We start from the raw sequence: 18124 nt of genomic DNA, 5'->3' as shown, positions 1-18124 counted from the left end.
AGGGATCTATTCTATTGATGAAAGCTACTCGCCTTCTTCTAATTCATCAGCCATTGCCGCAAGCATTTCACGGGTTAAATACGCTAATGAACGATAGAAAGGAAGCGTTGCATAAGTTTCTACTTGGGTTAAGAATTTCGCTGCGCAAGGCAAGAGAAAATCACCGAATAAATCTTGTTGAGCAGATAGCGATTCCGTGTTGTCTTCTAACCAAGAAGCCGTAAGCAATAGCAAAGCGAAATGATCCACATTCTCTGCTTCAGGCATATTACGTGCATGACGAAAATCCACAAAACGTTGCACATCCATATCATAACTTGAAATAGCCGTTGGTACGTTACCGTTTGGACCAAACAATTTTTGATATTCTTGATCAAGCAACGTTAAATCAATTTTCATTTGTAAATTATCAATGGCCGCTTCGCTTCCTTTATCCGTAGAAAGTGCCCACACTTGACTTAAACCTTGTTGCTGCAGCCAATCAAATACCCCACTCAAAATGGGATCCGTAGGGCTGCGATAAAATAAATTGCCAAATAGGCGGCTTATTAAAGAGAAATTATTGACTTGAGTTTCTGACATCTGTTGCTTTCCTATGATTGTGCTCACGATTGAGCTAAAAGTGCGGTCAATTTTGCCGTTGTTTTTTCGGCGGCTTCGTCAAGCATCGCTTGGCGAGCAGCATTATCGATAATATGAATATCGCCAAATAAAGTGTAATCCACATTCTCGATACCGCAATAATTAAATAAACCGTTGATCAAACAATGATTGAGAGATTTATCCACGCCGTATTCTTGATACTTTTCTACGCTACTCCCTATGGTGATAAATTGTTGCATCGCTTTACCTTGAAGCAGACCTTTGGATTCACCATTTTCTGTTTTATAAGCAAAACCATGACTTAATACACGATCCAAATAGCCTTTCAGCATTGCAGGAAAGCCCATCCACCATAAAGGATAAACCATCGTAATCAAATCTGCTTGGCGAATAAAATCATGTTCCTGCTGAATTTCCGCCGGGATAATCCCTTTATTAGCTGATTGCAATTCTTCAAAGGAAATAATCGGATTAAATTCCATGGTGTAAAGATCACGCAAATGGGTTTCAACACCAAGCTGTTGGCTTGCTTTTACAACGCGATCCACGATGGCTCGACCAAAACTTTTTTGGCTATTGGGATGTGCAAAAATAATTAAATGATTCATTCTGTTACCTTTTTCACTAACAATGTAATGCCATCAACGCGTTCTACCACCACCAGATCATTCACCGCTAAATGCTCACCTTGAATACGCCATGTGGTATCGCCAAAAGCACCACGACCAATCCCATTAGAACCAATTTCTAATACCGTGCCTTTTTTACCTAACAAAGTATGATCTCGTTGGTTTAAAGTTGTACGTGATTGGTCCTGATTATCTTTGCTATGTTGATATTTCCACCAGAGCAACGAGAGAATAATCGCTAAAATCGCATAAAAAACGGCTAACACGGTTAACGATAAACTCGGTACTAACGCCATTACGCCTGCCGTCACAATCGCAGCCAAGCCCCACCATAATAAAAACACGCCAGGTACGAGAGTTTCAGCGATTAATAATATAAAACCTAATACTAACCAATGCCATACCGACCAAGTTGTTAACCAATCTGCCATATCAACTCCTTGAGAGAAAAAATGCGGTCATTTTTAACCGCACTTTAAGAAATTACGCTTTTTTGTCGCCTTTTAACAGCTCGGCAATACCCGCCACCGAGCCGATTAAATTGCCTGCTTCAAGCGGCATCATGACCACTTTGCTATTCGGTGAACCACCGATTTGTTTTAAAGCTTCTGTATATTTTTGTGCGATAAAGTAATTGATCGCTTTGGTATCACCGCTAGCAATCGCTTCTGACACCATTTGGGTTGCTTTCGCTTCCGCTTCTGCTGCACGTTCACGCGCTTCTGCTTGTAAGAAGGCCTCTTGACGCTCCCCTTCTGCTTTCAGAATACGGGCTTGTTTTTCCCCTTCTGCACGTAAAATTTCCGCCTGACGAATACCTTCCGCTTCCAACACTTCCGCACGTTTATTACGTTCCGCTTTCATTTGTGCGTTCATAGAATCAATCAATTCACGTGGTGGACGCACATCGCGAATTTCAATACGGGTGACTTTAATCCCCCAAGGATTGGTCGCTTCATCCACAATTGCCAATAAACGACCATTAATGGAATCACGTTGAGAAAGCATTTCATCCAATTCCATCGAGCCTAGCACGGTACGAATGTTGGTCATGGTTAAATTGATAATCGCCTGTTCTAAATGATTCACTTCATAAGCTGCACTGCGAGCATCAATCACCTGGACGAAACAAACCGCATCAATGGATACGTTCGCGTTATCCTTAGAAATGACTTCTTGTGACGGAATATCTAACACTTGTTCCATCATATTGATCTTACGACCAACACGATCCACAAACGGCACCACAAAGTTCAAGCCTGGCATTAAGGTGTGGGTATAACGTCCAAAACGCTCAATCGTCCAGTTATAACCTTGCGGTACAGTTTTAAGTGCCGAAAATAGCACAACAACAACTAATACAATAAAGACGATTGCGGCAATAGATAAGCCTTCCATAGATTGCTCCTTAATGATGAGGAAATATAAGAAAAGTCTATCAAATTAGACCGCACTTTGTACATAAATATATTTATCGTTTTCTCTTATAAATTCAAAAAGATGCGTAATGCAATTCGGAGCATCTAAATCTTGATGAGAAACAAATAAAAGCTGCGTTTCACTATTATTTACCAGTTGTTCAATAAAATGTTTCACTAGCTTACGATTTAATCCATCAAGCCCTTGAAAAGGCTCATCTAAAATTAAAACAGGCGGATGTTTCACCATAGATCGTGTAATTAAGAGCAAACGTTGCTGCCCCCAAGAAAGTGAACGAAATGGCGTTTTTGCTAAATGAGTCAGATTTAAACGAGCTAACCACTGCGTGGCTTTCAAACGAATTGCCTCTAGTACTTGTTGATAAATCCCTATACTGTCAAAAAAGCCCGAAATAATCACATCAAGCACAGAACAATTCACGCGATAATCTAAATGCAGTTGGCTACTTACGTAACCAATTTTTTGTTTAATATCCCAAATGGTTTCGCCTGAACCACGTTGTTTACCAAAAATCACCACATGATTCGCAAAGGCTTGAGGATGATCACCTGTAATTAACGAAAGTAAGGTTGACTTTCCTGCTCCATTTGGTCCTTTAATCCACCAATTTTGATTTGGCTGAACAACCCAATTTAAATGATCCAAAATCACTTTATCGCCATACTGAACTGTAACATTTTTAAGTTCAAAGTGCGGTTGGTTTTCAGACAGTTTTAGTAATGGTGAGGCCGGCTCAGGCAACGCAACATCAACAGACTGTTCCGCATACACTAATTGTTGATAAATACTTTGTTGCTCAATGGATTGGCGTACACCTTCTAATACTAACTCTAAATTTTCCAACATAGCTAAATGAGTCGCTTCAGCCGGAATATCTGCCAAACGATTAACGATTAGAACGATAGCACATTCTTTTTTTAGTTCGTTCAACATCACCATCCAATCTTTTACTGATTGCTGATCTAGCCCTTCAAAAGGTTCATCTAAAATTAATAAATCAGGCTTTTGCAATAATGTTTGTGCCAATAAGACTTTTCGTGTTTCCCCAGTAGAAAGTTTGATAAAGAAACGATCTAAGAGATAAGTAATCCCTAATTTTTCTGCAATTTGTTCACAAAAAGTGAGTTCCGTGCTGCCATTTAAAATGGTTTCTCTTGCCGTTTTACCAAAGAAATCTGGATCGATATCATCGTTGTTTAAATTCTTTAATGTGGCTTCAAGAATTTCTCGTTGTTTTTCAAAAGAAAAGGAGTGAACACGTTTGAAGGAATTATGGTACTCCCCTTCCTGTAAAGGTAACTCATTTTGCAAAGCTAAAGCAAACGCCGATTTCCCACTCCCATTACTGCCTACCACAACCCAATATTGTTGTGGCTCAATCGCAAAGTGCGGTAAGTTTAAGGTCTGTTTTTGATAAAGCTTAAATTTTGCTTGCTGAATTAAAAGTGCCATTCTCTTTCCTTTAAAAACAAAAGGCGAGCAATTGCCCGCCTTATTAGATTAATTTAATTAACCGTTTTTACGCTCTTCTTCCATACATACTGCCGCAGTAAATAATACGTCAGTTGAAGAGTTTAGCGCGGTTTCTGTTGAATCTTGTAAGATACCAATCACGAAACCTACACCGATCATTTGAGCTGCAATGTCATCATTAATACCAAATAAGCTACAAGCTAATGGAATTAACAATAATGAACCACCAGCCACACCAGAAGCACCACATGCACAAAGCGACGCAACAATACTTAATAACACCGCACTGATGAAAGATACTTCGATGCCTAATGTATGAACAGCTGCTAGCGTTAATACAGTAATGGTAATTGCCGCCCCCGCCATATTGATATTTGCACCTAATGGAATTGCCACAGAATAGGTTTCTTCATCAAGATTTAAGCGTTTTGCTAATTCAATGTTTACAGGAATGTTTGCTGCAGAGCTACGTGTAAAGAATGCAGTTACACCACTTTCGCGTACACAAGTCCACACTAATGGATATGGATTACGACGAATTTTCCAATAAACGAGAATTGGATTAAGTACAAAGGCAGTAAATAGCATTGTACCGATTAACACGAATAATAAGTGAACATATCCACCTAACGCAGATAAGCCTTTGTCAGATAATGTTTCAGCCACTAAACCGAATACACCGAAAGGTGCAAATGAAATAATCACGTGAACAATTTTAGAAATGCCTTCTGCAAAATCAGCCACAACCTGTTTAGTTGCATCTGATGCATGACGAAGGGCTAAACCTAAACCGATAGACCACGCTAAAACACCGATAAAGTTTGCTTTGAAAATTGCATTTAATGGGTTATCCACCACATTCAATACTAACGTTAACATGACTTGACCAACAGATTGAGGTGCTGAACTCGCATCCTCTTTTACTGCAAGAGCCACATCTGATGGGAATGCCATACTTGCAATTACTGCAGCCACAGCCGCTAAGAACGTACCCAAAAGATAAAGCACGACAATTTCTTTCATGTTACTTTTAGAGCCCACTTTCTTATTAGCGAGCGCAGCCATAACAAGGAAGAAAATCAAAATTGGTGCAACAGCACGCAATGCTTTAACAAAGATTTGACCGAGCACTCCAAAGCTAGATGCAAGATCAATACCTGCTGAATTTTTTACACTCTCATTCACCAAGGCAACAAGGATCCCGAGTACCAAACCAACGGCAATTCGTTTTACCAAATTACCTTGGAACAAAAAATGAAATAAACGTGTTGTATTCATAATAGTTTTAAATGAAGATTAAGTTGAACTTCAGATCGTTACGATCCACCGAAACAAGATAAAGATAGCTCAAATTTTATTTAAAAGAAAATTTTTTCTTTATTATTTTGTTAAAAAATTGAACTTTTTCAGTAAGGAATGAATTTTTTCTAAAATTTTCGCCTATAAAAAAATTTTTTCTATGCCCTATTGACATACTGTATCTAATACCAGTATATTATAACTGTATAAATAACCACTGATTAAAAACACACAAACTAAAAGGAACACAAGATGATGAACTACGCAAATACAGTTGCACAAAATGATATGACGTTTTCTTATCATCCTATGCCATTTTTCAATGATGTTGAAAGCAAATCGACATTTAATAAAAAATTAGATCTCAACCTTTATTGCATCAAACGTCCACAACAAACTTGTTTTATTCGTGTTACCAATCCGAATATGCTTGCTTGGGGGATTGAAATGGGCGATATGTTAGTGGTTGAAAAAAATGACAGCCTTTTCATTGGTGATCTTGTGGTATTAGAAAAACAAGATGAATTTCATATTTATGAATTTGCCGGCGTAAGCGGTAATGAATTTGTATTCATGGCATTAGATTCTAAAGTGGAAAATATTAAAACAACACAATGGACAAACCTTCCGTTAGTTGGCACGGTGACGAATACTATCCATCAAATGAAACCAAGAAGAGACTTAATGAAATTTGCGGCTTAAGCCAATAATCAGATAATCTAAATAAAGAAAAAGTGCGGTTAAAATTAACCGCACTTTTTTATTGAAATAAAATTGTCATTACATCACACGACGAGATTGTGTATAAGTTCTTGACCAATAATCTTCATCCAATGAACTAATTGTTACACCTTGACTTGTACTTGCATGCATAAATTGGTTATTACCAATATAAACGCCAACATGATTGTTGCGACGGAAGAACACTAAATCACCTTTACGTAATTCATGTTTTTGGATTTGGCGACCTAAATAGCGTTGTTCTGAGGTTGAACGTGGAAGCTCCATGCCGTAAGCATCGAGAAAAGCAGTTTGCATAAATGCAGAGCAATCAATACCATGTTTTGAAGTGCCCCCCATTCTGTAACGAGTACCAACCCATTCGTTATAAACTTGAGCAAGCGCTTTATCACCAATTAAACCTGATTTAGGACGGTTAGTTCTTAATTTAGGGTAAACGCCCCCTTTTTTCCCATCTAAACCAGCAATCAAACCCGTTAACTCAGCATCATCACTTTCACTAATCATGCCGTTTTGTGCCTGCCCCGAGTTGTTAGAGCAGGCTGTTGTCAAAACAGCCAAACCTACAATAATCAAAATCTTCTTTAACATAGCTTTTAAATAATAAAAAAATATAAAAACAAAACTGGTCGGATTTTATCAAAAAGTCATTATGCCCGCCAGTTTTTATTGAATTTTTATGCAATTTTGTGAGTGAGATCTCAAAAAAATAAGGACTACTCAATGAGTAGCCCTTAAAAGGATTAGAATTGATTATTTTTTCTTCGCTTTTGCATTTGGAAGATCGGTAATTGAACCTTCAAATACTTCAGCCGCAAGACCTACAGATTCATGAAGTGTCGGGTGAGCATGAATCGTTAATGCGATATCTTCTGCATCACAACCCATTTCGATCGCAAGACCGATTTCACCTAATAATTCACCACCGTTAGACCCAACGATTGCCCCACCAAGTACACGGTGAGTATCTTTATCGAAGATTAATTTGGTCATACCTTCTGCACATTCAGATGCAATCGCACGACCTGAAGCAGCCCAAGGGAATTTAGCCACTTCGTAGTTTAAACCTTCTTGTTTACATTCTTTCTCAGTTTTACCGACCCAAGCCACTTCTGGTTCAGTATAAGCAATAGAAGGAATGACTTTTGGATCGAAGTAATGTTTTTTCCCTGCGATCACTTCCGCCGCAACGTGACCTTCGTGGACACCTTTGTGAGCTAACATTGGTTGACCAACAATATCACCGATTGCAAAGATATGAGGCACATTAGTACGCATTTGCTTATCAACATGAATGAAACCACGTTCATCCACTTCAACACCTGCTTTACCTGCATCGATCAATTTACCGTTTGGTGTACGACCGATTGCCACTAATACTGCATCATAACGTTTAGTGTCATTACATGCTTTACCTTCCATTGAAACATAGATACCATCATCTTTTGCTTCAACTGCTGTCACTTTAGTTTCAAGCATTAACTTGAATTTTTTCTCAACTTGTTTGGTGTAGATTGCAACAACATCTTTATCTGCCGCTGGAATCACTTGGTCAAACATTTCAACCACTTCAACTTCAGAACCTAATGCATGATATACGGTACCCATCTCTAAACCGATGATACCACCGCCCATGATTAAAAGTTTTTTCGGTACTTCTTTTAATTTAAGTGCATCCGTTGAATCCCAAACGCGTGGATCTTCATGTGGAATGAATGGTAATTGAATTGGGCGAGAACCCGCTGCGATAATCGCATTATCAAATTTAATTGTGGTTGGTTTACCATCACGATCACGTGCTACTAATGTATGTGGATCGGTAAATGCCGCTAAGCCTTCAACAACGGTGACTTTACGTTGTTTAGCCATGCCTGCAAGACCACCGGTTAATTTCGCCACAACCGCTTCTTTACCTGCGCGCACTTCATCTAAATCAATGCGAGGCTCGGCGAAATACACACCATTTTTGCTTGCATGTTTTGCTTCTTCAATTACTTTCGCTACGTGAAGTAATGCTTTAGAAGGGATACAACCTACGTTTAAACATACCCCACCTAATGTTGAATAACGTTCAACAAGTACTGTTTCTAAACCTAAGTCCGCACAACGGAATGCCGCTGAATAACCTGCAGGACCTGCACCAAGTACCACAACTTGGGTTTTAATTTCTTTACTCATTTTTACCTCGTAAAAACGTTCAAATTTTTGACCGCACTTGCGATCCTTTCTGTAAGATGTGAGCCTAATCACTCACATCTTACCGCGTTAATTACATCACTAAGCGACGTAAGTCAGCTAATACGCCATTGATATAGCTTAAGAAACGAGCACCATCAGCACCATCGATCACACGGTGGTCGAAAGATAATGATAATGGGAGCATTAAGCGTGGCTCAAATTCTTTACCATTCCAAACAGGTTGCATTTCTGATTTAGACACACCTAAGATTGCCACTTCAGGTGCATTTACGATTGGTGTAAAGTGAGTTGTACCAATACCGCCTAAGCTTGAAATGGTGAAACAACCACCTTGCATATCTGAACCTGAAAGTTTACCGTCACGTGCTTTTTTGGAGACTTCCATCAATTCACGAGAAAGTTCGATAATACCTTTTTTGTTCACGTTTTTAAATACAGGTACAACAAGACCGTTTGGTGTATCTACCGCTACGCCAATGTTGATGTATTTTTTAAGTGTTAATTTTTGACCGTCTTCAGAAATAGAGCTATTGAAACGTGGGAATGCTTCTAATGCTTTCGCTACTGCTTTCATAATGAACACAACTGGTGTAATTTTCACATCCAATTTTTGTTTTTCAACAATCTTGTTCTGTTCTTTACGGAATGCTTCTAAATCTGTGATATCTGTGCGATCGAAGTGAGTAACATGTGGAATCATTACCCAGTTACGATGTAAGTTTGCACCAGAGATTTTGTTGATACGGCTTAATTCAACCTCTTCCACTTCACCAAATTTGCTGAAGTCAACTTTCGGCCATGGTAATAAACCTAAGCCCGCACCGTTTGCCACACCATTACCCGCTGCTGCAGAAGATACAGTGCCTGTTTCAAACGCTTTAACAGCGGTTTTCACGTAAGCTTGGATATCTTCTTTTACTACGCGACCTTTACGACCGGTACCTTTTACGCGATCAAGGTTAATGCCATATTCACGCGCTAAACGACGAATCACTGGAGTTGCATGTGCATAGCCTGCGCTTGCGACAACTTGTTCTTGGCTTAAGCCAGATACATTACCTGATTGTGCTGCCGGCGCTGCTGCAGGTGCTGCTTGAGAAGCAGGAGCTGCTGCAGGAGTCACAGCTGGAGCTGGTGCTGCACCTGCCACTTCAAATTTCATAATTAATGAACCTGTTGAAACTTTATCACCTGATTTCACTAAAATTTCTTTTACCACACCCGCAAACGGAGCTGGCACTTCCATTGAGGCTTTATCGCCTTCAACGGTGATTAAAGATTGCTCTTCAGAAACGCTGTCGCCAACAGCAACCATGATTTCAGTTACGTTAACTTCATCACCACCAATATCAGGTACATTCACTTCTTTAATGGCTGAAGCTGTTGGTGCTGCTGCAGGTGCTGCCGCCTGTTGAGCTGGCGCTTCGGCTGGTGCGGCACCTGCCACTTCAAATTTCATGATTAATTTACCAGTAACAACTTTATCGCCCACGTTGATTAAAATTTCTTTTACGACACCAGCAACTGGAGCAGGGACTTCCATTGACGCTTTATCACCTTCAACATTGATGATTGATTGGTCAACTTCAACAGTATCACCGACTTTCACCATAATATCTGTCACGTTTACTTCGTCTGAACCGATATCTGGTACATTAACTTCAACTACACTTGCAGCTGCTGGTGAGGCTGCCGGCGCAGGTGCTGCCGCTGCTGGAGCAGGCGCTGCCGCATCCGCTGACTCTAATACAAGCATTGGTGTGCCAGTTGTGACTTTATCACCCACTTTTACTAATACTTCTTTTACCACACCGGCTTCTGGTGCAGGGACTTCCATTGAAGCTTTATCACCTTCAACATTGATAATACTTTGATCAGCGGTAATGGTATCACCTACTTTCACCATCACTTCTGTTACGGTAACTTCATCACTACCGATATCAGGAATTTGAATTTGTTTTGACATGTTATCTTACCTTTAAAAAACGCAGTTAAAATCAACCGCACTTTATTTGTAGATGCTCCTGTGTGCTCTCACACACAGGATGTTTTTATTAAGCGTAAAGCGGATTTAAAATTTCAGTTTTTAAACCAAATTTCGCGATTGTATCAGCCACCACTTTCGCATCAAATTTGCCTTGTTTTGCAAGCTCATGTAATGCTGCAACCACAACATAACGCGCATCCACTTCGAAGTGTTCACGTAAGTTTTCACGGCTGTCTGAACGACCGAAACCATCAGTACCTAATACGTTATAGCTTTGTGCAGGAATGAATGCACGAACTTGTTCTGCGAACAATTTCATATAGTCAGTAGCCGCAACAGCTGGCGCATCATTCATCACTTGTGCAATATAAGGAACGCGTGGTGTCTCAGTTGGATGTAACATATTCCAACGTACGGCATCCGCACCTTCACGAGCCACTTCAGTGAATGAAGGCACACTATATACATCTGAGCTTACGCCATATTCATTTGCAAGGATTTGTGCTGCTTCACGAACGTGACGGAAGATTGCACCAGAACCTAATAATTGAACATGACCTTTGTTGCCTTTCGATTCAACGGTTTCAAATTTATAAAGACCTTTACGAATACCTTCTTCTGCACCTTTTGGCATTGCTGGTTGTTCGTAAGTTTCATTTAATGTGGTGATGTAGTAGAACACATCTTCTTGTTTTTCACCGTACATACGGTTGATACCGTCTTGTAGGATAACTGCCACTTCATAAACGTAAGCTGGGTCATAAGACACACAGTTAGGAATAACAAGAGATTGAATATGGCTATGACCATCTTCGTGTTGTAAACCTTCACCATTTAATGTTGTACGGCCAGAAGTACCACCGATCATGAAACCACGTGCTAATTGGTCACCTGCTGCCCACATTAAGTCACCCACACGTTGGAAACCAAACATTGAGTAGTAGATGAAGAATGGAATCATCGGAAGGTTATTTACAGAGTATGAGTTCGCTGCCGCTAACCAAGATGATGCAGCACCTAATTCATTGATACCTTCTTGTAATACTTGACCATCTTTCGCTTCACGGTAGTACGCCACTAAGTCGCGGTCAGAAGGCACATAGTTTTGACCATGTGGGTTGTAAATACCGATTTGACGGAATAAACCTTCCATACCGAAAGTACGCGCTTCGTCAGCGATAATTGGCACAATTTGTTTACCAATATTTTTATCTTTCAATAAGGTATTTAAGAAACGTACAAATGCCATTGTGGTTGAAATTGGACGAGCTTGTTCTTCCAATAATGGGGCAAATTCTTCTAATGCTGGCACTTTAAATTCAGTGGTGAATTTTGGTAAACGTTTTGGTAAGTAACCGTTTAACGCTTTACGTCTACCGTGAAGATAATTGTACTCTTCCGAACCCTCTGGGAAGGTGATGTATGGATAGTTAGGAATATCTTCATCTTTAATATCTAGTTGGAAATGATCACGGAAAGATTTTAAGCTTTCGAGAGACATTTTTTTAGATTGGTGCGCAGTGTTTTTACTTTCTGCTTCAGGAATTTTATAACCTTTAACCATGTGCGCTAATATCACAACAGGTTTACCTGCAGTTTGCGCTTTATGGAATGCGGCATAAAGTTTTTCTGAATCGTGACCACCACGTCTTAATGCCCAGATTTCATCATCTGTCATATCTGCTACTAATGCAGCGGTTTCTGGATAACGACCGAAGAAGTGTTCACGAACGTATGCACCATTCTTAGATTTGAAGGTTAAATAGTCGCCGTCAACTACTTCCATCATTAATTGGGTTAATTTGCCGGTAGTATCTTTTGCAAATAATTTATCCCAGCCAGAGCCCCACATGACTTTGATCACTTCCCAACCTGCACCAGCAAATAAACCTTCTAATTCTTGAACGATTTTGCCGTTACCCGTTACTGGACCATCTAAACGTTGCAAGTTACAGCTTACAACGAAGATTAAGTTATCTAAGCCTTCACGTGCTGCGAATGTTAAATCACCTTTTGCTTCGATTTCATCCATCTCACCATCACCAAGGAAAGCATACACTTTTTGATCTTTGGTGTCTTTTAAACCACGGTTGTCTAAGTATTTTAAGAAACGAGCAGTACGGATCGCATTTACAGGGCCTAAACCCATAGATACAGTTGAGAATTGCCAGAATTCAGGCATTAATTTCGGGTGTGGGTAAGAAGAAAGACCTTTTCCTGGTTCACATTCCTGACGGAAATTATTCATTTGTTCTTCAGTAATACGACCTTCAACAAATGCACGAGCATACATACCTGGTGCTGCGTGGCCTTGGAAGAAGACTAAGTCACCGCCGTTTTTATCAGTCGCTGCTTTGAAGAAGTGGTTAAAACAAACTTCATACATACTTGCAGCAGATTGATAAGTTGAAATGTGACCACCTAATTCAAGATCTTTTTTCTGGCCACGTAATACCGCCATGATCGCATTCCAACGTACAGCACTACGAATACGACGCTCAATAGCTTTATCACCTGGGTATGCTGGTTGTTCAGAAAGTGGGATGGTATTAACATAAGGGGTTGTTACGCCACCTTTTGCAATGTTCACACCACCATTACGTGCCTGATCAATCACCTGATTGATGATGTAATGCGCACGCTCTGCGCCTTCTGCACGAATTAATGAATCAACAGCTGACAACCAATCCTGTGTTTCAATTGGGTCAATATCGTTTACTAAGGTATCTGACATAGTCTTTCCTTATTTTACTGAGTGAAAATAAAGTTTGGTCATGACCAAACACGAAAATCAAGCTTGTTAATCAATGTTACAAACATTTAACAAATCTTGTAAATTTTAGAAGATTTTTTGCAAGAAAGATAGTAGATTTTGACTGTTCTTGCGGTTTTCTTCCTGTTATTTCCATACTTGTGATTAAAAGTGCGGTCATTTTTAAAGGATTTTTAGGTTTAAGTTAAAGCATACTTTATATATTGCATTCCCTACCCGCTTTGATCTAAAGTGTTCGTATGCTTTTGAGCTTTTTAGAGGACAAAATATGAACACGACAACTCGCCCAATCTTTTCTCATAAACGAATAGCGCTCGTTGCACATGATAGCTGTAAACAAAATCTGCTCAATTGGGTAAAAAAACACAAAGAAGCACTCGCGCCCCATCAACTTTATGCAACTGGTACAACAGGCCATCTATTAGAAAGAGAAACGGGACTCAAAATAGCCTCACTATTAAGTGGCCCGATGGGAGGCGATCAACAACTCGGTGGACTAATTGCTGAGAAAAAAATTGATATGATGATTTTCTTTTGGGATCCGATGAACGCCGCGCCACATGATCCCGATGTAAAAGCCTTAATGCGTATTGCAACCGTTTGGAATATTCCGGTGGCGATTAATCAAAGTACAGCCGATTTTCTATTAACATCAAGCTTATTTGAGCAAGAAATCAATATTGATATCCCTGATTATGAAGGATATTTGAAAGCACGTTTAAATTAACCAAATAAAAAGGAGATAAATCACTTTATCTCCTTTTTGTTTATTTACTCGTTAATTATTTACCCTGCATTGCAGCGCTCATGATTAACATAAATAGCACACCTTGCACCTGCTCTTCTGGAATCACTTGACCATTAAGTTTTAATTCACCTTTTTCGAGTACTAAGGCAAGCGTCACATTTTTATCGTTATTCACCACAATATTTTGTGCTGCTGCTTGTTTGGCTTGCTCTTCAATTTTCTCTTTAATCAACGCTTTATCTTCTTCTGGAGCAAATTGTGTCATGATTTTTTCTGCTGTCGCTTTATCTACATGAATATGCACCGCAAAATCCGTAAATTGTTTATATAAACTCCCTTTCATTAAATCAAATTTCGGATCTTTCGCTAATGCCACATTTAAATCTAATGACACTTTACCTTGATTATCTGAAATTGACACAGGGTTGAGTTTAAGTTGAGGCTGATTATTAAAAATAGCCATACCATGATTTTCAACCCATGAACTTAAAATTTCAGATACCACTTCATCATTCACATTTTTATCATCTCTGACTGACTTAAAGACAGTGAAAACAGCTTCAATTAACGCATTTGCTGCGTTTGCTTCAATATGATTTAACTCGCTATTGTTAGTTAATTTCCCTAACTCTTTTCCATCTAGAACGAATGAATCTACAGCACTTTCACTTTTTAAGTTTACAAAATCACCATTAAGTGAAATATCAGATGTGGCTTTTAAGCCTTTTTCGATAAGAGAAGTCGTTTTTCCAGCATAATCAGTGCTCGTCATTTCGAAGCTTTCAGTAGTATAAGAACCTTTCCCCGTATAAATATAAGCCCATTTTGTAGGATTGAATGAAGCGTCTAATTTCATGCCCTTCAACTTTGTTTTTACTGATTTAACCGTAGTAGCATCCTGACTATTTTCCCCATCAGTACTATTAGGTCCTAAATCAGCAGTCACTTCGTCTAAAGTCATGTCATATTTACCTGCACGATCTTTATCTACATCAAAACCGATGTTGATATTTGACCATGCTATCTTATTTTGTGGTGAGTGAGGGTCTGTCACCTCCCCTGCAGCTAATTCAACTTTACCTTTTGTTGCTAAGCTATAGCTAGTCGAAGCTTGATATTGAACAGGCTTATCTGATTTAAGCAAATCAAATAGCGGCTGGGTTGTTTCATTTTTACCAATCACACCTTGTGCGGAAAACATCGTTGGTACAAAGTTAAATTTTTCCAACTGATTAAGCGGAAATGGACCATGATAAAGTTTAGTTGAAAACGGAATAGTAAATACTTGTCCTTCTTTTGGTAAAGAAATAACTACTTCATCTTCCACTTGAGAAGTAAAGAAACTGCGATCAAATTGCTTATTTTTATAAACAAGATTCACTGAATCTGACAAACCTAAACTTTGGAATTTTTGGTTTGCTAACTCAATTTGACGTAAATATTCAGCTTGTGCTTTTTCGCCAGTAAACCACGCACCACCGACGCCGACAACACCAAGGGCAACAATGATACTTAATGCTACGGTTGATTTTTTCATTTTGATTCCTTTGCTAACTAATAGATGATTAAAATTGTTGGCAATTTATCACAAATTACAATTTTTTTCTTATTTTTAAAAAATAATTTTATATCCCCCCTTGAACTTCTCATCTCTGGACTTATTTTGTAAAACAAGAACGGAAATGACCGCACTTTAAAAGGAAGAAAAAATCTTAAATCTTGCCTCTTGAAATGCGAAAAAGTATCCACATCTTATTCATCGTAACAATTTACAACGAATTTAAAATTTAATTAGGAGTAACAACATGGGAAAAATTATTGGTATTGACTTAGGTACAACAAACTCTTGTGTCGCTGTAATGGATGGTGACAAACCTCGCGTAATTGAAAACGCAGAAGGCGATCGTACTACCCCGTCAATTATCGCTTATACAAATGATAACGAAATTTTAGTGGGTCAACCGGCAAAACGCCAAGCGGTGACCAACCCGAAAAATACATTATTCGCAATCAAACGTTTAATTGGTCGTCGTTTTGATGATGCTGAAGTAAAACGTGATATCGACATTATGCCATTTGAAATCACCAAAGCAGACAATGGTGATGCATGGGTAAATGTAAAAGGTGACAAACTTGCACCGCCACAAATTTCTGCAGAAGTATTGAAAAAAATGAAGAAAACTGCAGAAGACTTCTTAGGTGAGCCAGTGACTGAAGCAGTAATCACTGTTCCTGCATACTTTAACGACGCTCAACGTCAAGCAACAAAAGATGCAGGTCGTATCGCAGGCTTAGAAGTTAAACGTATTATCAACGAACCTACAGCTGCAGCATTAGCTTACGGTTTAGATAAAGGTCAAGGCAACAAAACTATCGCTGTTTATGACTTAGGTGGTGGTACATTCGACTTATCTATCATCGAAATTGATGAAGTAGGTGGCGAAAAAACCTTCGAAGTATTAGCAACCAACGGTGATACTCACTTAGGTGGTGAAGACTTCGATAACCGTGTAATCAACTACTTAGTGGATGAGTTCAAAAAAGAACAAGGCGTTGATTTACGTAATGACCCACTTGCAATGCAACGTTTAAAAGAAGCAGGTGAAAAAGCGAAAATTGAACTTTCTTCTGCACAACAAACTGATGTGAACTTACCTTACATCACTGCAGATGCTACAGGTCCTAAACATTTAAACATTAAATTAACTCGTGCTAAATTAGAATCTTTAGTAGAAGATTTAGTGGCGAAATCACTTGAACCTGTAAAAGTTGCATTAAACGATGCTGGCTTAAGTGCATCACAAATTGATGATGTTATCTTAGTGGGCGGTCAAACCCGTATGCCATTAGTACAACAAAAAGTAGAAGAATTCTTCGGTAAAGCACCTCGTAAAGATGTGAACCCGGATGAAGCAGTTGCTATCGGTGCAGCAGTTCAAGGTGGTGTATTAGCAGGTGATGTAACTGATGTATTATTGTTAGACGTAACACCATTATCTTTAGGTATCGAAACAATGGGTGGTGTGATGACTACCTTAATTGAGAAAAACACGACGATTCCAACTAAAAAATCACAAGTGTTCTCAACTGCAGAAGATAACCAAAGTGCCGTAACCATTCACGTATTACAAGGTGAACGTAAACAAGCATCAGCGAATAAATCTTTAGGTCAATTCAACCTTGAAGGCATTAACCCAGCTCCACGCGGTATGCCACAAATTGAAGTAACCTTCGATATCGACGCTGACGGTATTATCCACGTTTCTGCGAAAGATAAAGGTACAGGTAAAGAACAACAAATCACCATCAAAGCCTCTTCAGGTTTAAGTGACGAAGAAATTCAACAAATGGTTCGTGATGCAGAAGCAAATGCTGAAGCAGACCGTAAATTTGAAGAATTAGTACAAGCTCGCAACCAAGCAGATCACCTTGTACACAGCACACGTAAACAATTAGAAGAAGCCGGTGACAAAGTTCCAGCTGAAGATCGTGCAGCAATTGAAAGCGCATTAAGCGATTTAGAAACTGCAGCGAAAGGCGAAGATAAAGCAGCAATCGAAGCTAAACTTCAAGCACTTGCAGAAGTGGCTCAAAAACTTGCTCAAGCTGCACAACCACAAGCTGATGCACAACAAGCTCAAAGCAACAGCAAACCAAATGATGATGTTGTTGATGCTGAGTTTGAAGAAGTGAAAGATAATAAATAATTTCACTTGAACCAAAATTAAAGGGCGTAGCAATACGCCCTTTTGGCATATTCATTAAATGCCGTTTTTCCTGACTTTATTTAAAAAAGTGAAGTCAGGAAAAATAAACCAGGAGGATAAATGGCGTTAAAACTCTACCCTATCGTACAACAACGCTTAAATAACAACATAGCAAATGAGATAATCTCAACCCTTTGGCAAAACAATTTCGACAAACTACCACAAGGTCACTGTTGTTATGGTATCTATTTTAATTATGCTACGAATTACCAAGCAGACTATGATTTTGCGATTGCAAGTGAAATAGTATCAGAAACAGATATCCCGGTGATTGAAATTGAAGATTTGAGTTTCTACGAAGTTTTTCATTGCAAAGTAGATGAAATTTATCAAACATGGCAACTGATCTGGGAAAAAGAACAACAATGTTTACTTAAGCGGGCTTATTCGGTGGATTTTGAAAAATACCACCCTGATGGTTTGGTAGAAATTTATATCGCTGTTGAACCTCATTGCTAAACTCAA

General features: G+C 39.0%; 15 protein-coding genes. 4 read left to right on the top strand and 11 right to left on the bottom strand.

The features are described from left to right. Window positions 1-24 precede the first annotated feature (24 nt). The 6 genes from DPV85_RS03015 to sstT are packed head-to-tail and all read right to left on the bottom strand — an operon-like array spanning window position 25 to window position 5423. A complete protein-coding gene (locus DPV85_RS03015; RefSeq protein WP_111327000.1) occupies window positions 25-582 on the bottom strand; it encodes a TorD/DmsD family molecular chaperone in 558 nt (185 codons plus the stop codon). Between the two features lie 23 nt (window positions 583-605). Further along, on the bottom strand, window positions 606-1211 hold the full coding sequence (locus tag DPV85_RS03010) for an NAD(P)H-dependent oxidoreductase (RefSeq protein WP_111326999.1): 606 nt from the start codon (window positions 1209-1211) through the stop codon (window positions 606-608). Next, entirely contained in the window at window positions 1208-1663 is a 456-nt protein-coding gene (locus tag DPV85_RS03005; protein ID WP_111326998.1) for an NfeD family protein, read from the bottom strand. The genes DPV85_RS03010 and DPV85_RS03005 overlap by 4 nt, the downstream gene beginning before the upstream one ends. A gap of 52 nt (window positions 1664-1715) precedes the next feature. Further along, entirely contained in the window at window positions 1716-2630 is a 915-nt protein-coding gene (locus tag DPV85_RS03000; protein WP_049366068.1) for an SPFH domain-containing protein, read from the bottom strand. A gap of 45 nt (window positions 2631-2675) precedes the next feature. Continuing rightward, a complete protein-coding gene (gene modF, locus DPV85_RS02995; protein ID WP_111326997.1) occupies window positions 2676-4124 on the bottom strand; it encodes a molybdate ABC transporter ATP-binding protein ModF in 1449 nt (482 codons plus the stop codon). Between the two features lie 57 nt (window positions 4125-4181). Further along, window positions 4182-5423: a serine/threonine transporter SstT gene (gene sstT / locus DPV85_RS02990; protein ID WP_111326995.1), complete on the bottom strand. Its 1242-nt coding sequence runs from the start codon at window positions 5421-5423 to the stop codon at window positions 4182-4184. A gap of 273 nt (window positions 5424-5696) precedes the next feature. On the opposite strand from sstT, the gene DPV85_RS02985 reads away from it, so the two are divergent. Then, on the top strand, window positions 5697-6146 hold the full coding sequence (locus DPV85_RS02985; RefSeq protein WP_075875252.1) for a LexA family protein: 450 nt from the start codon (window positions 5697-5699) through the stop codon (window positions 6144-6146). A 78-nt stretch (window positions 6147-6224) separates the two neighbouring features. Here DPV85_RS02985 and DPV85_RS02980 read toward each other — a convergent pair whose 3' ends face one another. From DPV85_RS02980 to aceE, 4 genes are all read right to left on the bottom strand, one after another. After that, window positions 6225-6776 carry an NlpC/P60 family protein gene (locus tag DPV85_RS02980; RefSeq protein WP_005695690.1) on the bottom strand — a complete coding sequence of 184 codons (552 nt, stop codon included), beginning with the start codon at window positions 6774-6776 and terminating at the stop codon, window positions 6225-6227. A 162-nt stretch (window positions 6777-6938) separates the two neighbouring features. Beyond that, window positions 6939-8363 (bottom strand): dihydrolipoyl dehydrogenase, encoded by a 1425-nt coding sequence (gene lpdA / locus DPV85_RS02975; RefSeq protein ID WP_111326993.1) that lies wholly within the window; start codon window positions 8361-8363, stop codon window positions 6939-6941. 91 nt (window positions 8364-8454) lie between these two features. Further along, entirely contained in the window at window positions 8455-10350 is a 1896-nt protein-coding gene (aceF, locus tag DPV85_RS02970) for a pyruvate dehydrogenase complex dihydrolipoyllysine-residue acetyltransferase (protein WP_111326991.1), read from the bottom strand. A gap of 88 nt (window positions 10351-10438) precedes the next feature. After that, complete coding sequence (gene aceE / locus DPV85_RS02965) at window positions 10439-13105, bottom strand: pyruvate dehydrogenase (acetyl-transferring), homodimeric type (RefSeq protein ID WP_111326989.1); 2667 nt, start codon at window positions 13103-13105, stop codon at window positions 10439-10441. 307 nt (window positions 13106-13412) lie between these two features. On the opposite strand from aceE, the gene mgsA reads away from it, so the two are divergent. Further along, window positions 13413-13871 carry a methylglyoxal synthase gene (gene mgsA / locus DPV85_RS02960; protein WP_111326987.1) on the top strand — a complete coding sequence of 153 codons (459 nt, stop codon included), beginning with the start codon at window positions 13413-13415 and terminating at the stop codon, window positions 13869-13871. A gap of 55 nt (window positions 13872-13926) precedes the next feature. On the opposite strand, the gene DPV85_RS02955 is transcribed toward mgsA, so the two are convergent. Further along, entirely contained in the window at window positions 13927-15429 is a 1503-nt protein-coding gene (locus DPV85_RS02955) for a YdgA family protein (RefSeq protein ID WP_111326985.1), read from the bottom strand. Window positions 15430-15697: 268 nt separating this feature from the next. Between DPV85_RS02955 and dnaK the strand changes: the two genes are divergently transcribed. Both dnaK and DPV85_RS02945 read left to right on the top strand, forming a co-directional pair. Further along, complete coding sequence (gene dnaK / locus DPV85_RS02950; protein ID WP_111326983.1) at window positions 15698-17599, top strand: molecular chaperone DnaK; 1902 nt, start codon at window positions 15698-15700, stop codon at window positions 17597-17599. A gap of 120 nt (window positions 17600-17719) precedes the next feature. Next, window positions 17720-18118: a GyrI-like domain-containing protein gene (locus DPV85_RS02945; RefSeq protein WP_111326981.1), complete on the top strand. Its 399-nt coding sequence runs from the start codon at window positions 17720-17722 to the stop codon at window positions 18116-18118. The last annotated feature ends 6 nt before the right edge of the window (window positions 18119-18124 follow it).

This window comes from Haemophilus parainfluenzae, from assembly GCF_003252725.1.
GTDB classification, from domain to species: domain Bacteria; phylum Pseudomonadota; class Gammaproteobacteria; order Enterobacterales; family Pasteurellaceae; genus Haemophilus_D; species Haemophilus_D parainfluenzae_L.
Note: the sequence above shows the minus strand (reverse complement) of the source record. Positions and strands in the feature narration are given on the sequence as shown.

Excerpts from the sequence above, each read along its gene's own strand:
- DPV85_RS03015 (WP_111327000.1), bottom strand. The coding sequence starts at position 582 with ATGTCAGAAACTCAAGTCAATAATTTCTCTTTAATAAGCCGCCTATTT.
- DPV85_RS03010 (WP_111326999.1), bottom strand. The coding sequence starts at position 1,211 with ATGAATCATTTAATTATTTTTGCACATCCCAATAGCCAAAAAAGTTTT.
- DPV85_RS03005 (WP_111326998.1), bottom strand. The coding sequence starts at position 1,663 with ATGGCAGATTGGTTAACAACTTGGTCGGTATGGCATTGGTTAGTATTA.
- DPV85_RS03000 (WP_049366068.1), bottom strand. The coding sequence starts at position 2,630 with ATGGAAGGCTTATCTATTGCCGCAATCGTCTTTATTGTATTAGTTGTT.
- modF (WP_111326997.1), bottom strand. The coding sequence starts at position 4,124 with ATGGCACTTTTAATTCAGCAAGCAAAATTTAAGCTTTATCAAAAACAG.
- sstT (WP_111326995.1), bottom strand. The coding sequence starts at position 5,423 with ATGAATACAACACGTTTATTTCATTTTTTGTTCCAAGGTAATTTGGTA.
- DPV85_RS02985 (WP_075875252.1), top strand. The coding sequence starts at position 5,697 with ATGATGAACTACGCAAATACAGTTGCACAAAATGATATGACGTTTTCT.
- DPV85_RS02980 (WP_005695690.1), bottom strand. The coding sequence starts at position 6,776 with ATGTTAAAGAAGATTTTGATTATTGTAGGTTTGGCTGTTTTGACAACA.
- lpdA (WP_111326993.1), bottom strand. The coding sequence starts at position 8,363 with ATGAGTAAAGAAATTAAAACCCAAGTTGTGGTACTTGGTGCAGGTCCT.
- aceF (WP_111326991.1), bottom strand. The coding sequence starts at position 10,350 with ATGTCAAAACAAATTCAAATTCCTGATATCGGTAGTGATGAAGTTACC.
- aceE (WP_111326989.1), bottom strand. The coding sequence starts at position 13,105 with ATGTCAGATACCTTAGTAAACGATATTGACCCAATTGAAACACAGGAT.
- mgsA (WP_111326987.1), top strand. The coding sequence starts at position 13,413 with ATGAACACGACAACTCGCCCAATCTTTTCTCATAAACGAATAGCGCTC.
- DPV85_RS02955 (WP_111326985.1), bottom strand. The coding sequence starts at position 15,429 with ATGAAAAAATCAACCGTAGCATTAAGTATCATTGTTGCCCTTGGTGTT.
- dnaK (WP_111326983.1), top strand. The coding sequence starts at position 15,698 with ATGGGAAAAATTATTGGTATTGACTTAGGTACAACAAACTCTTGTGTC.
- DPV85_RS02945 (WP_111326981.1), top strand. The coding sequence starts at position 17,720 with ATGGCGTTAAAACTCTACCCTATCGTACAACAACGCTTAAATAACAAC.